The organism is Tenacibaculum agarivorans (assembly GCF_001936575.1).
GTDB lineage: Bacteria > Bacteroidota > Bacteroidia > Flavobacteriales > Flavobacteriaceae > Polaribacter > Polaribacter agarivorans.
On the sequence record NZ_MSMP01000028.1, the window covers coordinates 38,972 to 54,732 of the forward strand.

Sequence of the window (15,761 nt, forward strand, 5' to 3'; positions counted from 1 at the left end):
ATTTTAATCTAAGGTGTTAATTTTTGTATTGCTATATTTTGTTTTTTCTTTTTTCAAAGAGACCAACCAATCTAGATACATCTGTTCTGGCATTTTTCGGTAGCCGAGACTATGAATCTCTTTTATCTGTTTCTGCATATCCTTGAATAAAAAAGTGCTTTCTTCATATTTAAAAATATCTTCGGGAAAAGAAGCTCTTTTATTACTCAAAAATTGCTCTATTTGTTTTCTCTTCGCTTCACTCTTTACCAGCATGGCATTTATAAACTTCGGGAAGTACTTCAAAGCAGTATTACAGCACCGTAAAACAAATTTTCCATCGTTATACGGAAACCTTTTATTGTAGGCTTGTGCTAAATCTACCAAGCACAAAGCGATGCTTTCTTGATTGTTGAGAGCTTTCATATAGACACTATTTTTTATCGCGTCTAAGTGAATATACCCTGAAGCCATCAGCCAAGCATCAATTGGGAAAATACCACTGGTAAGTTCTGTATTGTACCAGCCATCTTTTTTGCTTCTTTGTTTGATATAAATGTGATTTGGAGCTAAAGCCAAATGTGCTGTTTCTCCCATTTCTTCTACTAAAATCTTATAGAGATAGGGTAAAGAATGACAATTTCCTGACTTTTTAGTGAGTAATTTGGACACGAACATATTATCCCAGTTTTTTCTTCCAAATGGGTCATCAAAATTATAGGTAAAAGGATAATACATGAGTTTTTCATGGTTCAAATACACTGCAATGCTATCTTTAAAAATAGTAAACACAGAAGCATAAGTATTGATTCTTTTTTTATCCCTTTCATTATATTTAAGCGTTCTAGACTTCTTTACATTCTGGGAAAGTTCTTTTAGTATTTGGATTTGATTATCTACATCGTTAACATTTAACCCTCCGTCATAATAAGCGTTTTCAACACTCAAAACCGCATCCTTAAAATTATAAGTATGTGGGTTTTTGAGCATATTTGTAAGCGTTTTATAGCTTTGTTCAAAAAAAGCATTCTGTGCCTTTATTGGCAATCCCCACATCAATGTAAGGGCAAGTGGTATCATTTTTCGTATCAATTTTTCATTGTTTTAAGGTTTATTCTAAATTTTTCTTTTAGCTCTTTATCGTCTTGTTGTTGTTTCTTTTGCTGTAAAGACCCCAGCCATTTTTGGTATATTTCATCAGGCATAGTTTTATAGCCCAAATCATCAACTTTTTGCTGTACTTCGTTTATTTTTTTCAAAAGGTCTACTAACTCTGGAAACCTGCCTATTTGTTGTAACTCTTGATGATTCCTTGGGTTAATACCTAAGCAATTTCTGGTAATATACTCAAACTGAACCGTCAGGTAATTTTCAAGCAGAATATTGGTGTGTATGCTTTTAGAATCTAGCTCTAATGATTTGTCTATAATCTTTTTCAAGAAACTATCATAGCCAAATTTTCTTGTATATCCCAAAGCTAAATCGTTGAGTGTTTGCGACAACAACTGTTTTTTGGTCAATTCTTGCATATAAATACCATTCTGTAAGGCTTCTGATGTTATATAACCACTCTGTAAAATATAGGTATCTGTGGTAAACATACCGTTGGTAAGTTCGACGTTATACCACTTTTTTTTCTCATCCTGAAACTTAATATAAGAATGATTCGGAGACAGAGATAAAGAGGCTTTTGCACCAATTTCATCGGCTAACATCAGATACAAAAGTGGTAAGGAATGACACTGTCCTTTTCCAGTAGCAAGAAGTTTACTTACAAACATTTTTCCCCAATCCTTTTTTCCAATGTAGTCATCAAAATCATACTTCAACGGGAGGTGCTTCAATCCTTTAGATTTTATTTCTAAAGTGTCGGCAAAAAACTGAAAAAGAATAAGGTTCTTAGTAAGGTTACTATGAGGATCATAGTTTTTTTCTTTCATCTTCTCTTTCAAAAAAGAACCTGTTCGTTTTATAATTTTATCAAACTTTTTAAAGTCCTGCTTTTCATCATAAAAAGCATTCTCTACTATAAATGTCGCTTTTTTTACCGAAAAACTATCAGTGTGCATTTGTAAAAGCTTCTCAAAAGCCTTTCGATAATACTGTCTTTCTTCTTCTGTTGCTCGGCTTGGAATTTCCAAATGAAGTTTCGTTCCATATTCTCTCTGAATCCTTCTGCGTACTAATTCTCTTTCTTTTGCTTCCTTTTCAGCTCTTAATCGGTCTTGCTCATAGGAATGAAATGATTTTTGTGTATTGAGGAGGATTTTTTCGGATCGTTGTTTTTCGTCAAGTGCTTGACTGTGTAAAACATTATTCTTTCCTAAATGAGATTTTTTAAATCGCCCATTTGGATTTTCTAATGTTGGAATTTGCACAACTTCTATAGATTGTGAATAGCAAAAAGTACCCCAAAAAAGGAGTAGGTAGGTCGGGAGGTATTTCATAAGTGGATTTTCTTTTTTATATCATTTGCAATAATTTTGCTATAAAGATAGAAATATTTTTTCAAAGTTTTCTGTTTAGTTTTTATAATTAAATCAACTAAAGAGCCTCATAATAAGGCTCTTTCAAAATGGAGACTATTCAAATATTTCAAAGACTTTTCCTTTCCCCTTACAATAACTATCTATAACTAATGTGTCTTTTTTAACCTTCCTTGTTTTCTTCTCTATTTTAGTCTTTTTTATTTTTCGTGTTCCATACCCTTTACAGCTTCTGCAGTTTACATACCCAGAACCTCCACATTGACCACACCTTTGCCCTGATAATTGTCCTACATTCATTCCACCACCATCCATAGCTCTATACCTTCCTCGATCGCATTCATATTCTGTAATAGAAAGAAAACCAGTATTTGTAAATTGATACATGCAATTTCTTTGTCCTCTTCCTCTACATTTGCTACAGGTAGAGCTAACATAGTAGTCTACAGGTTCATCGTACATCTCTTCTGTAGTAATTTGTTTCGTTATTTTTCCCGATCCCTTACATTTTTTGCAGTCTATTTTCTTACAAGAGAAAAAAGAAACGCTGATAAACAAAATGAAAATTTTAGCATACGAATAATAATTCTTCATAATAAAAGTTTTTTGTTGCTTTTTTGAGGTTCTAAAAAAGCGAATTGATTAAATGTATTTAGATGAAAAAGAAGCAAAATAAAAGGATATGAACCTCACCAAATCAGCTAAGTAAAGCTCGGCAAAGCTCAAAAGGACTGAAATAGAATATTGGAACATACCCAAAAAGATATGTTACGTCACTATTTCCTCCTTTTTTAAAATTTTGCCGATTTTACTTAGGGAAAAAGCATACGCTTTTAAACGCTTGTATGTATGTTATAAGTTTATTTTCTTATAATCTGTTGTTTATTAAAAATTTGATCTCAAATATAATTAATTTATGGAACAACCTAATAAACATAAATAAGAAAACCTCATTCTAGTAAGAATGAGGTTTTTTAAAACAGAGAATATTTTTATCTGTAATTTATATAATGTTTCTCACTGACATCCAGTAAAAACTTACTGGACATCAGTTTTTTTGATACTGGATATCACTAAAAGAACTCCTAGTTTTAAAAGCGTAGGTTGAGGAGAGGCACTCTCCCACAAGTTGCGTGATAGACTGGATTCTGACGGGTTTACCCTCTGACATCCAGTATCACGCTTACTTGCTCAAAACGCTTTCAAGCTTTTGACCCAAAACTACTCAGGGAATTGAATTTGATACGATGTATTTCGTCCTGTTCCAGAAACCACAAAAACACCAAGTTGAAGAAGCTTTTGTAAATCTCTCGTAGCCGTAGGTTTAGAAGTCTTGGCAATACTCATGTATTTTTTTGCTGTCATTCCTCCCTCAAAACCTTTAACCCCTTCTTTAAGCATCCTATTGATAACCTTCGTTTGTCTTTCGTTTAACTGGTCTTTGTAGATATCAAAGAGTTTTGTTTTTTGAAGGATAAAATGAATAAGTTCTTCGGAATGCGTTTGAGATTTTAAAATAACATCTACAAAATACAGTATCCAGTTGGTAATATGATTACTCTTTTGTCCTTCTTTCAGAGCATCATAATACAAGTTTTTCTCAGATTCAATACTATGAGAAAGACTTATAAGTAATGGCATGTTTAATGTTTGTAACAGTGCTTTTTCGGCAATAGTTCGTCCAATACGTCCATTTCCATCTTCAAAAGGGTGGATAGTTTCAAAATATAAATGAGCAATAGCAGAACGTATAGGAGCATGTTTTATAGGATTTTTCCCATTTGGAGCAGTATCATTAAACCAAGTAATAAACGCCTCCATTTCTTTCGGAACTTGTGTTGATGGTGGGGCTTCAAAATGTACTTTTTCTTTCCCCATAGCTCCAGAAACTACCTGCATGGGCTCAGAATGATTTCTCCATTGCCCTACCGTTATTTTTGTAGCAGTAGGAAAAATCATCTCATGCCATTCAAACAACACCTCTTTCGTAAGCGGTTGTTGAAAAGTTGCTCTCGCATTGGTGACCATATTAGCAATACCCTTAGCATGTACGTCTCGAACTTCTTCTTTTTTTTCGGTAATACCAAGATTATTTTTAATAGAAGAAAGTACATCTTTTCGGCTTAAATATTCTCCTTCAATCTCAGAGGTTTTAATAGCTTCGGCAACGAGAATATCTTGTAAGGTTTGTGTGTGGTACTTTTGAGGCAAAAGTTTTAATACCCCCTGTAAGTACCCTATTTTTTCTCTAAAAGCATATAATTTATCTTCTATCTCATCTATTTTATAGCTAAATTGTGTCCAGTCTTGTTGTTGCCAATTATACATGGTGAGCCGATTAACTTTATTTATTGGCTCAAATATAAACTAATTGTGAGCCGATAGCAAGGTTTTTTCGGCTCATATATCAATAATCATATCATTATAATGGTCTAAAACGTTGTTTGAAAGACTATTGAGATAGATTTGTGTAGTTTTCAGGCTCTCGTGTCCGAGCATTTCAGAAATAGCAGAAACAGGAATTCCTTTATTATTGGCAAGTGATGCAAACGTATGACGGCTTACATAACTGGTCAGTTGTTCGTCTATTTCGACAAGCTCTGCAAGTTTTTTGAGTTTCTTATTGTAGCGTTTTCTTGATTCTTTGAGCCTTTTGTACTGGTTTTCTAGGGTATCTGGTTTGAGAATAGGGAACACAAAATCATTCTTTTTCTTGTCTGTAGTATAATGCGATAGAATTTCATCCAAAGCATCTGATATTTTTATATTATAGGGTTTGTGGGTCTTTTTTCGGGTGTAAATTATGCGCCCATCTACAATATTACTCATCTTTAAAAACGCTAAGTCTATAAAAGAAATACCCATCATATAAAAACTAGCCAAAAAGTAATTTTTAGCGTGAAAGCACACATGTTTTTCGGGTAAATGAAGCTCTTTTATCCGACTTAATGAATCTATGCTGAGGGTTCTTTTTTGTGTTGTGGTGGTTTTAATCTTGTAGTTCTGAAATGGATAAAATTCTTTCCCGATATATCCTTCTTTTATGGCTTTGTTGTAAATAGCCCGAATGGTTCTGGTATAAACCGCCAAACCATTTAGTGTATTGCCTGCACCAAGAAATTTAACCTCCAATTTTTGGAGAAAGTCATAATTGAGTTCTTCGAGAGAAAAATCTTTCTCTGTATTATACTTTTTAAGCATTCTGAGAGTTTCTCGATAAGAACGAGCTGTACCAAGGCGGTTGGTTTTTTGCAGTTCTTCTATGAGTTTTTCACCATAGGTATAAAACGACATTTTTTGACTGGTGTTTACAATACGCTCTTTGAGCTGGGTAATAGAAAGTCGGTTTAGTTCACCCCTTTCATCTAGTTTGGTGATGATATCGAGGGCATCGGTGCGTTTTTTCTGAAAGTGATTATTGAGCCTCTTAACAGATTGCGTCCCCTTGTAGCTGGACTTTACCATTCTTTTACTATCGTCCCAGTAATTTGGTTCTATAAAATACCCAACAGAAATAGCTGTGGTTTTACGATTATGGCTCAGTCGTAATATTATTGGATAGGTATTATCTTTTCGTTTTCTTCGTTTATCTATTGTCAGCACTATGTTTGTCGCCATTTCGGAGGTTTAAAAATTTGCACTCAATTTGCACGCAAATATTGAATTTATATGTCTTTTTATGGGGTTAAATGAATTTTAAAAGTTCTCAAACCCTTTAAAACAAAGGTAATAGGATTATTTGAATACAAAAAGCCCCCTTCTCATAATCAGGGGGTCCATGGTTCGAGCCCATGTGGGACCACCTTTAAAGCTTCACTTTTTGTGAAGCTTTTTTGTTTTTACAAACTCACTAACAATAAGTTACAAACTCTATACTAGTACTTCTTCTATTTTTTTTATGTAATTATTGACTTCAGCAAAGATTATCAGTGTTAATTACTACTCTTTTCCATTTCACTTTTCAACTTACTGTATATTTCTATATCTGTGAAGACATTACCTGTTAGTAATTCTCCTTGTCGCTCAACACCTTCTAATTTAAAATCTAATCGTCTGGGGATTTTTCCACTTGATTTATTTTCAACAGCACACTTAATTTGTATTCTGTTTATTCCAAGCTCATTGAATGCAAAATAACAAAGTTTATCTACTGATTTTGTTATAATTCCTTGCTTTTGATATTCTTTAGAAAGCCAATATGCAATTTCAGTTTTCTGATTTTCTTTATCAGTATCTTTAAAACCCACCATACCAATAAATCTATTGTGTTTGCGAATTACAAAGACATATTCTCTTTTGTCTTCTGGTGCATTTATAATAAATTCTATAAACTTGTCCGTGTCTGATATTTCTTTGGTAACTGCTACAAAAGGCAACCATTTACCAAGGTACTCTCTTTGACTGTCAATTGCGTTAAAAATATCTTTCGAGTCCGATAGCTCAATTTGTTTCAATTCAATTTCTGAATTAACTTCAATTACCACCATTCTGTTTCTTTTTTTCGTTGTTGTTACTAACAAACTTGTATAAAGTTAGTCAAGTTTTTGAGTAACTAATTTAGCAAATATAAACCGAATAGAAAGTCCAAAAGAGTTTTAAAAAGCAAGCAATAACAATCAATTCTATGGCTAATATTGCTTTAACTTTTTATGTTAGACTCTGCTATTTTGTATACATTTTTAAAATTCATTTTTTGTTTTTATCAATGACTTAACTAAACAATGATCACTATATAGTATTAGTTTAACATGAACTTTATACAAACGTTTAAATTTTATCACTGTTAACCTCTACCTTATTTAGTAATACTTTAGATTATCTGAAATTTTAAAGTTCATCACAATATTTAATGACTTAAATGATTATGATACTTAAATCAAAATCTTTTTGAAGAATCCTTAACATCACACTTGTTTTGTTTAATATTTAGAAAAAAATCGTTAATTTTCAAACAAAATATTAACTTTAACATAACTTTTTACTAAAAAAATATATATTTGGTTGTCTAATTATCAACCAAAAACTCTCCTATGAAAAATCCACTATTCCTGATAGTTCAGAAATTGCTATCTAAGAATGATATTATTCATGACAAAAAAGAGCTAGCTTTTCAAATTCAAAGCCACCCTTCTTATCCAAGTTTACATGCTGTTACTGGCGTACTAGATCACTTCAATATTGAAAATATTGCGGCTGAAGTACCAACAGACTCACAAACATTACAACAACTTCCTGATAGTTTCATAGCTCAAGTAACTACAGATAAAGGAGAGGATTTAGTAACCGTTAGCAAATTAAAAGATAAGTTATACAGTATTTTTGATAGTGAAAACAAAAAAGAAACTAAACTATCTGAAGGTGAGTTTTTAACTCGTTTTACAGGAATTATAGTAGCTGTTGAAAAACCTGAACATCAAGAAATCAAACGCTCGAACAATAGTTTAGCTTATGGTTTATTACTCGCACTTGTTGCTTTAATAGCTACTTCGCTTATTGTTAGAGATACGTCTATAGCTAATATTTCTTACATTATTTTATCTGTTTTGGGTATTGTAACTAGTTATAGTATTTTAAAACAAGAATTGGGTGAAAGCACCGTTATTGGTAATGCTTTTTGCTCTGGTAATGATGAGAAGAAAGATTGTGACTCTGTTCTAAACTCTAAAGGAGCAGAAATTATAAAAGGACATAAACTTAGTGACTTAAGTATCATTTACTTTTCTGGCCTATTGTTAGCTTCATTATTATCTAATGACATTAGTATTTTAAAAGCCATTAGTATTGCTGCTTTACCAATCACTATATATTCAATATACTACCAATACAAAGTTGTTAAGTCGTGGTGTTTACTATGTTTATCTATAGTAGGAATTTTGTGGGTACAAGCTAGCACTGCGTTTATTGATCAAACTATAGTCGAAATCTTTTCTTCTTTTACTTTAGAAAGTATTATAGTAACTAGTATTAGTTTTTTAACTATTTATTTAGCTTGGTACTATATCAAACCACTAGTAAGTGAAAAGAATACATTACAAGGAGAAAAAATAGAATTTGTTAAATTCAAAAGAAACTTTAATCTTTTTAATAGTTTACTTCAAAAATCTCCAACTTTAGATACCAACATTGTTAACGCTAATGAAATGATATTGGGTAACCCATCTTCTCCTTTAGCCATAACAATTATAACCAATCCGTTTTGTGGTCACTGTAAAGAAGTACATGAGGTAGTAAATGAGACTTTAAAAAAATACAATAATGCTGTAAAAATTATAGTACGTTTTAATATTCCTACAGATAACTTAGACAATCCTGCTGTTATAGTTACTAACACATTATTAGAGTTGTATCATAGCAACAAAAAAGAGGAAGCTAAAAACGCTATGGATGATATTTATGATGGATTAGCATTTGAAAAGTGGTCCTCGAAATGGGCTATAAATAATGGAGAAAATAAATACATTGACACACTTAAAAAAGGAAAAGAATGGTGTGTTAGCAATGCTATTAACTTTACTCCAGAAATCCTTATTAACGGAAAATCTTTCCCTAAAGAATATAAAAGAAGTGATTTAGTCTTTTTTATCGAAGATTTAGAAGAACATTATAATCTAACATCTCCACAAGCACAAGAAATATAAACAGGTAAAGTCGCAATGCGACTTTACCTTAGAACAATATTCTCTCGCGAAGAATAGACACACTCGGTGAGTGTCTTAAAATGTTCGCCTCAAATGTACTTTTAAAATTTCAATTATGAAAGCATCAATCTTAAATCTAGGAAAACCGTTACAAAAAGACCAATTAAGAGCTATTAACGGAGCAAGCTACTGTACTGAAGACTGCTTCAAAACTGGAGGAACTTGTTCTGATGGCGTTTGTATAAATTTTGACGCTATATTACAAAGCTTTTCTTAATCAACTAACTTTAACTGGAAAACTATAGTTTTCCAGTTAATTTAACCTTTTTTTCTTTGAAAAAATTTCCACATTATAAACAAACCGAAGCTAAAGATTGCGGACCTACTTGCATCAAAATTATTGCCAAACATTATGGCAAAAACATTAACACTCAACAACTAAGAGACTTAAGTGAAACTACTCGAGAAGGTAGTAGTTTACTAGGTTTAAGTGAAGCTGTTGAGTCTATAGGATTCAAATCATTAGGTATAAAACTAGCGTTTAATAAAATTACTGAAGCTCCGCTTCCTTGCATTGTACATTGGAATAAAAATCACTATGTTGTTCTTTACAAGATCAAAAGAGATAAAATCTACATTTCTGATCCTGCTCACGGATTAATAACCTTTACAAAAGAGGAATTTATTAAGCATTGGATTGGTAATAATGCGGACGAAAATACCGAAGAGGGAATTGCTTTGTTGGTAGAACCCACTGCAAAATTTTACAGCGAAGAATTTGAAGAAGATGAAAAGTTTGGTTTTTCATTTATTTTTAAATACCTGATACGATACAAAAAGTTTATAATTCAACTAGCTGTAGGTTTATTAGCTGGAAGTTTATTACAACTTATCTTACCTTTTTTAACCCAAAGTGTAGTTGATGTTGGTATTAAAAATCAAGATATTAATTTTGTATACCTTATCCTTTTTGCTCAACTTTTTCTTTTTTTAGGAAAAGCCTCTTTAGAAATTATTAGAAGTTGGATTTTACTACACTTGAGCACAAGAATAAACATTTCTCTGATCTCCGATTTCTTCATCAAGCTTATGAAATTACCGATTTCATATTTTGATGTGCGGATGACAGGAGACTTACTACAACGAATTAACGATCACAAAAGAATTGAACGTATTTTAACCACTTCTTCTCTATCTGTCTTATTCTCATTTGTAAACCTGATCATATTTAGTATTGTACTTGGATATTATAGTCTACAAATTTTTGGCGTTTTTGTTTTAGGAAGCTTACTCTATTTTACATGGGTTTTATTCTTTTTCAAAAAGAGAAAAGAGCTAGATTACAAAAGGTTCTCAGAAGTAAGTAAAGAGCAAAGTAAAGTTATTGAGCTTATTAATGGAATGCAAGAAATAAAATTGCATAATGCTGAGAGAAGGATGCGTTGGAACTGGGAATATGTTCAAGCACAACTATTTAAAGTTGCTACTAAAAGTTTAGCCCTAGAACAAACTCAAAGTGTTGGATCTAATTTTATTAATGAACTTAAAAACATGTTCATTACCATTTTATCTGCTAAACTCGTTATCGATGGAAATATCACGCTAGGTATGATGATGGCTATTAGTTATATTGTTGGTCAGCTTAATGGTCCGATCATGCAACTTATTAACTTTATGAGAGATGTTCAAGATGCTCAAATCTCTCTAGATAGACTTGGAGAGATCCACAACATGGAAGATGAAGAAAATCCTGATGATGAAAAAGTAAGAAATATACCTACCAATACACCTGTATTATTAAACAATATTTCTTTTAGATATACAGGAGGTTTGGATCCTGTAATTAAAAATTTAACTCTAGAAATCCCCGCAAATAAAACTACTGCAATTGTGGGAGCAAGTGGAAGTGGTAAAACAACATTAATGAAACTTTTACTCGGTTTTTATAAAGTTGATGAAGGTGATATTACAGTAGGAAACTTCAATCTTAGAAGTATTTCTCAAAAAGAATGGCGAAGAAACTGCGGAGTGGTAATGCAAGAGGGATATATTTTTAATGATACTATAGCAAAAAATATTGCTGTTGGAGAAGATTATGTAGATAAAGAGAAATTAGCACACGCTATTGATGTAGCTAATATTTCAGATTATATAGAAGGGTTACCTCTTGGCTACAATACTAAGATCGGTAGTGAAGGAAATGGATTAAGTACAGGACAAAAACAACGAATGTTAATTGCCAGATCTGTTTACAAAAACCCTAAATTTTTATTCTTTGATGAAGCTACCTCTGCACTAGATGCTAATAACGAAAAAGTAATTATGGAGAAACTTAATACTTTTTTCAAAGATAAAACGGCTGTGGTAATTGCCCACCGATTAAGTACAGTTAAAAATGCACACCAAATAGTAGTATTGGACAAAGGAAAAATTGTTGAACAAGGAAACCACGAAGAGCTCATTAAATTAAAAGGAAATTACTACAACCTAGTTAAAAATCAATTAGAACTAGGTAGTTAATATATTTTTTCGCGAAGAATAGACACAAGCCTTGAGTGTCTTTAAATGTTCAGGGATTTAATCAATTTTTAAATCTTTTATTATGAAAAAATCAATTTTAAGCATAGGAAAAGCCTTAAATAAAGTTGAGCAAAAAAAAGTGAATGGTGGATTTTCTCTAATACCTGGACCTCCTTTTATAGGTAGTTCTTGTTACTCCACTCAAAGACGATGTAATAGTGCTTGGTCTGCTGCCATTGCAAATGGCGCTAATCCAACTTGCACTAGATGTGTACCATGTATAACAGATTTTGGAACTCCTGGTTTTGAAGTAAGAATTTATTGTGAATAATTATGAAAACATCCATCTTAAAATTAGGAAAATCGCTAAACAAAACTCAGCAAAAGAGAATTAGTGGTGGATTTCGTTTTACATTCTGTAATTCTGATCATGATTGCCCGAGTTGTGAAGGAACTGGATGCCCTGTAGGCTCAGTTATTTGCTATACATGTGTTTCCAATATATGCATAGGAAATTGTTAATATTAATCAACCCTTAAAATAAAACTAAATAAATTATGAAAAAATCAATTCTAAATTTAGGAACCATATTAGAAAAACAAGATTTACTACAAATTAAAGGAGCGGAAAATTGTTATTATTTAGAAGATGGAACACTTTTCTGTGAACCTAGTTTATCACTGACTCTAAATTAAAACAACCGTTCTGTTTAAGCGTTTTAAAATGAACTAAATTAGGAAGGTGCTATTTCATCACCTTCCTAATATTTAATTATAATACAATTTATGCCTCAAAGTAACCAAGATATAGAAATTAGAAGCGAAGAAGTTCAAGAAATACTGAACAAAGTACCCAATTGGATGATTCGATATGGTAACTTATTAATTTTAGCATTAATCTTAATGCTTCTATTTATATCGTGGTTTATCAAGTACCCTGATGTTATTTCTACTCAGGTTATGGTCACTACACCTGTTCCTCCTGAAAAAATATATGCGAGGTCTGAAGGTCAATTTGAAGTACTCTTAGCTAGTGAAGGAAGTGATGTTGAGCAGAATGAAATTCTTGCAGTAATTGAAAATAGTGCTTCATATAAAGATGTTTTATTACTGAAAAGTATTGTTGATACCATTAATATTCATAATGAAGACTTTGAGTTTCCAATCGATAATTTACAACCGTTAGTCCTTGGTGATATCAATCAAATTTATGCACAATTTGAAAATGATTATCAGGAATACAAACTAAATAAAGAACTTACACCTTATAAATCACAAGTATTTGCCAATAAAATGTCTGTGATTGAAGCAAAGAGCAGATTACAAAACATGCTCTATCAAAAAGAGTTAAATAAAAAAGAATTAGATTTTAAGAAAAAGGATTTAGACAGAAGTAGAAAAATGTTTGAAAAGGGGGTCATTTCTGAACAAGAAAAAGGCCAAAAAGAAGTAGAATTTCTACAATCACAACGAGCATATCGAAATTTAGATGCCTCTATATCTCAAATAAGAGAACTCATCAATAACTCAACAAAAAACTTAGACGACACATCTATTCGTCAAACAAAAGATGATATTCGACTAAAAAAGAAAGCAATACAATCTTTTTTGTATCTTGATAAGGCAATTAAGGATTGGGAAAAAAGCTACGCTTTAAAAACATCTATGAATGGTAAAGTATCTTTTTTATCGTTTTGGAATAAAAATCAAAGTGTAAAAGTTGGGGATTTAATTTTTACTATAATTCCTGAAAAAAGCGAACATTTCATTGGAAAAATAAAAGCTCCAATAGCAAATTCTGGTAAAATAAAAATCGGACAAAAAGTTCAAATCAAACTTTTAAATTATCCTTCTGATGAATTCGGAGAATTGAATGGAAAAGTCAAATCAATCTCATTAATACCAGATCAAGAAGGAAATTATCTAATTGATGTAGAATTGCCAGAAAAACTAAAAACAACGTATAAAAAAGAAATAGAGTTTAGACAAGAAATGCAAGGAAATGCAGATATAATAACAGAAGATCTTAGGTTGATTGAACGTTTCTTCTATCAACTAAAAAAGATCGTAAAATAAATTTTCGCGAAGAATAGACACAAGCCTTGAGTGTCTCTAAATGTTCAAGGATTTAATCAATTTTAAATCTTTTATTATGAAAAAATCAATTTTAAATTTAGGAAACGTACTTTCTAAAGATGAACAATCAAATGTACATGGAAGTATACAGCTTATACAAATAGCTGAATGTTCAAGTGTTTGTCGTACTGCAAAATCTGGAACAAGATGCGTTTCTGGAGGAACTCATTGTCCAGGAGAATGCGATGGACGCGGCGGTTGGTATAACTACTAAAATTTAAAACGATAGAGAAGCTTAATTTCTTCTCTATTGTTCTCAACAACTTACGATTTATACACTACTCTTTTTAACGAAACTTGTTATTAAGAAGTTATTTACATGATTTAAGACTAGGATACTCTAGTACTAAATCTATGCTTCTAAAATAAATTTTGAGTGTTTAAAACATTCAAGAATTTAATCAATTTTAAATTTAAAAAATTATGAAAAAATCAATCTTAAAATTAGGAAAGACTTTAAATAAAACAGAGCAAAAGGTAATTAATGGAGGTCAAGTATTTAGAGGACCATGTTTTGAATGGTGTGCTTGCCCGCATTTACAAGAACTTTATTGGAAACCATTAAACTGTAGTTGTAGCAGTGGAGGATCTGGAGGGTCTGGTGGAGGCGGCTCTACTGGAGGATCGAATCAACCAGTATAATCTTACATAAAATACTTAAGAGCTGTCTAAATAGACAGCTCTTTTTATTTTAAAATATAATTTTTAATTATCATTATCATTAAAAGAATTAATAGTTATTACTACTAATACTTCGTAAAACATGGTGTTTTTCCTCTGAATTAAACAAGAAATAATAAATAAATTAGTAATCGAAACTTCCCCGAATACTCTCCTTCCATTCTTAAAAGTATTCCAAAGCCTCTGAAAAGAGGCTTTTTCTATTATAACACTATTTATTTCAAAAACAAATCATTTTAAATAGTACTAAATCATAGTATTAAGGAACGTATTTATATACAATCTGACACTTATTCAAAAGTGTTTGCAAAATATTCTTTCGCGAGAAATAGACACAGACCTTGAGTGTCTTTAAATGTTCGAGGGTTTAATCAATTTTTAAATCTTTTACGATGAAAAAATCAATCTTAACATTAGGAAAAACCTTAAACAAAACTCAACAAAAAACAATTAATGGAGGAACCCCTCCATGTTCTTACGCTATTTGCCAAACGTGGGAATATTTAATTCTTAGACCAGCTTGCTATTGTGAAACTTAAAATCGTGTAATGATGAAAAAGTCAATTTTAAACTTAGGTACACCGATCAGTAAAAAGCATTTACAAAAAATTAATGGTGGCATCGGTATATGTAGTACAATTCCTTCTTGCCCTAAAATAAACGACAAATATTGCATTGTTGTAGGCATAGGTATTTGCTATGTTGCAGGTTAGTATATAAGTCTAAAAACTTATAAAGCTTAAAACATGGAGTTTGAAATCAAACTCCATGTTTTATCTCCTCTACACAGTCAATACAAACCTTTTTTATACTGTCTGAAGAATTCATAATTATTTTTTTTCACTTCTTATGGTACTAAATCAAGTTTTAGAGGAACATATCTATAAAACCTAATAATTGACATCTTTATACAATATTCTTTCGCGAGAAATAGACGCAAACCTTGAGTGCTTTAAATGTTCAAGGGGTTAATCAATTTTTAAACTTTCATCATGAAAAAATCAATTGTAAATATTGGAAAAACTTTAGATAAGAAAGAACAACAAAAAATTAACGGAGGCGAACTTTTAAATTTCTGCAGGTACCGTTGTAATGGAAGAAATTATGTTTTAGTTGGCGGACAAGGCAATTATTGTTATTTAAATTTTCCTGCAATAATACCAAACCATCCAAACTGTGGTGGTAGCGGTGGAGGAACTCCTATTTACGCGTAGTTGAATTTCTTTTTTAATTAAAAAGAAAATACTAGTGGTTTACAATACATAAACTAATACTACAATATTCTTTCGCAAAACAGACACAAACCTTGAGTGTCTTTAAAT

Annotated in this window: 17 protein-coding genes; 11 read left to right on the forward strand and 6 right to left on the reverse strand. The window is 31.5% G+C overall.

Annotated features, from left to right (window positions below; translation table 11 throughout):
• Positions 1–3 precede the first annotated feature (3 nt).
• The 6 genes from BVC87_RS17765 to BVC87_RS17790 form a co-directional block, all read right to left on the reverse strand.
• Entirely contained in the window at positions 4–1,059 is a 1,056-nt protein-coding gene (locus BVC87_RS17765) for a hypothetical protein (protein ID WP_075343782.1), read from the reverse strand.
• Positions 1,060–1,067: 8 nt separating this feature from the next.
• Entirely contained in the window at positions 1,068–2,357 is a 1,290-nt protein-coding gene (locus BVC87_RS17770) for a hypothetical protein (protein ID WP_143569825.1), read from the reverse strand.
• 204 nt (positions 2,358–2,561) lie between these two features.
• A complete protein-coding gene (locus BVC87_RS17775; RefSeq protein ID WP_075343753.1) occupies positions 2,562–3,059 on the reverse strand; it encodes a hypothetical protein in 498 nt (165 codons plus the stop codon).
• Between the two features lie 627 nt (positions 3,060–3,686).
• Positions 3,687–4,793, reverse strand: coding sequence for a Fic family protein (locus BVC87_RS17780; protein ID WP_075343754.1), 1,107 nt, complete (start codon positions 4,791–4,793; stop codon positions 3,687–3,689).
• Between the two features lie 72 nt (positions 4,794–4,865).
• Positions 4,866–6,083 (reverse strand): site-specific integrase, encoded by a 1,218-nt coding sequence (locus tag BVC87_RS17785; protein WP_075343755.1) that lies wholly within the window; start codon positions 6,081–6,083, stop codon positions 4,866–4,868.
• Positions 6,084–6,397: 314 nt separating this feature from the next.
• On the reverse strand, positions 6,398–6,952 hold the full coding sequence (locus BVC87_RS17790) for a GNAT family N-acetyltransferase (RefSeq protein ID WP_075343756.1): 555 nt from the start codon (positions 6,950–6,952) through the stop codon (positions 6,398–6,400).
• 543 nt (positions 6,953–7,495) lie between these two features.
• Here BVC87_RS17790 and BVC87_RS17795 point away from each other — a divergent pair.
• From BVC87_RS17795 to BVC87_RS17825, 11 genes are all read left to right on the forward strand, one after another.
• The gene (locus BVC87_RS17795) at positions 7,496–9,103 is read left to right on the forward strand and encodes a vitamin K epoxide reductase family protein (protein ID WP_075343757.1); all 1,608 of its coding nucleotides are present in this window, start codon (positions 7,496–7,498) and stop codon (positions 9,101–9,103) included.
• 115 nt (positions 9,104–9,218) lie between these two features.
• Positions 9,219–9,380 carry a hypothetical protein gene (locus tag BVC87_RS23490; protein WP_159439380.1) on the forward strand — a complete coding sequence of 54 codons (162 nt, stop codon included), beginning with the start codon at positions 9,219–9,221 and terminating at the stop codon, positions 9,378–9,380.
• Positions 9,381–9,436: 56 nt separating this feature from the next.
• Positions 9,437–11,623 (forward strand): peptidase domain-containing ABC transporter, encoded by a 2,187-nt coding sequence (locus BVC87_RS17800; RefSeq protein WP_075343758.1) that lies wholly within the window; start codon positions 9,437–9,439, stop codon positions 11,621–11,623.
• Positions 11,624–11,705: 82 nt separating this feature from the next.
• The gene (locus BVC87_RS17805) at positions 11,706–11,954 is read left to right on the forward strand and encodes a hypothetical protein (RefSeq protein WP_075343759.1); all 249 of its coding nucleotides are present in this window, start codon (positions 11,706–11,708) and stop codon (positions 11,952–11,954) included.
• A gap of 2 nt (positions 11,955–11,956) precedes the next feature.
• On the forward strand, positions 11,957–12,145 hold the full coding sequence (locus BVC87_RS23250; protein ID WP_143569826.1) for a hypothetical protein: 189 nt from the start codon (positions 11,957–11,959) through the stop codon (positions 12,143–12,145).
• Positions 12,146–12,180: 35 nt separating this feature from the next.
• Positions 12,181–12,318, forward strand: coding sequence for a hypothetical protein (locus BVC87_RS23495; RefSeq protein ID WP_159439381.1), 138 nt, complete (start codon positions 12,181–12,183; stop codon positions 12,316–12,318).
• 90 nt (positions 12,319–12,408) lie between these two features.
• Complete coding sequence (locus BVC87_RS17810; protein WP_075343760.1) at positions 12,409–13,698, forward strand: HlyD family secretion protein; 1,290 nt, start codon at positions 12,409–12,411, stop codon at positions 13,696–13,698.
• A gap of 76 nt (positions 13,699–13,774) precedes the next feature.
• Complete coding sequence (locus BVC87_RS17815; RefSeq protein WP_143569827.1) at positions 13,775–13,972, forward strand: hypothetical protein; 198 nt, start codon at positions 13,775–13,777, stop codon at positions 13,970–13,972.
• 209 nt (positions 13,973–14,181) lie between these two features.
• Entirely contained in the window at positions 14,182–14,400 is a 219-nt protein-coding gene (locus BVC87_RS17820; RefSeq protein ID WP_075343762.1) for a hypothetical protein, read from the forward strand.
• Positions 14,401–14,831: 431 nt separating this feature from the next.
• On the forward strand, positions 14,832–14,978 hold the full coding sequence (locus tag BVC87_RS23500; RefSeq protein ID WP_159439382.1) for a hypothetical protein: 147 nt from the start codon (positions 14,832–14,834) through the stop codon (positions 14,976–14,978).
• A 453-nt stretch (positions 14,979–15,431) separates the two neighbouring features.
• Positions 15,432–15,653 carry a hypothetical protein gene (locus BVC87_RS17825; RefSeq protein WP_075343763.1) on the forward strand — a complete coding sequence of 74 codons (222 nt, stop codon included), beginning with the start codon at positions 15,432–15,434 and terminating at the stop codon, positions 15,651–15,653.
• The last annotated feature ends 108 nt before the right edge of the window (positions 15,654–15,761 follow it).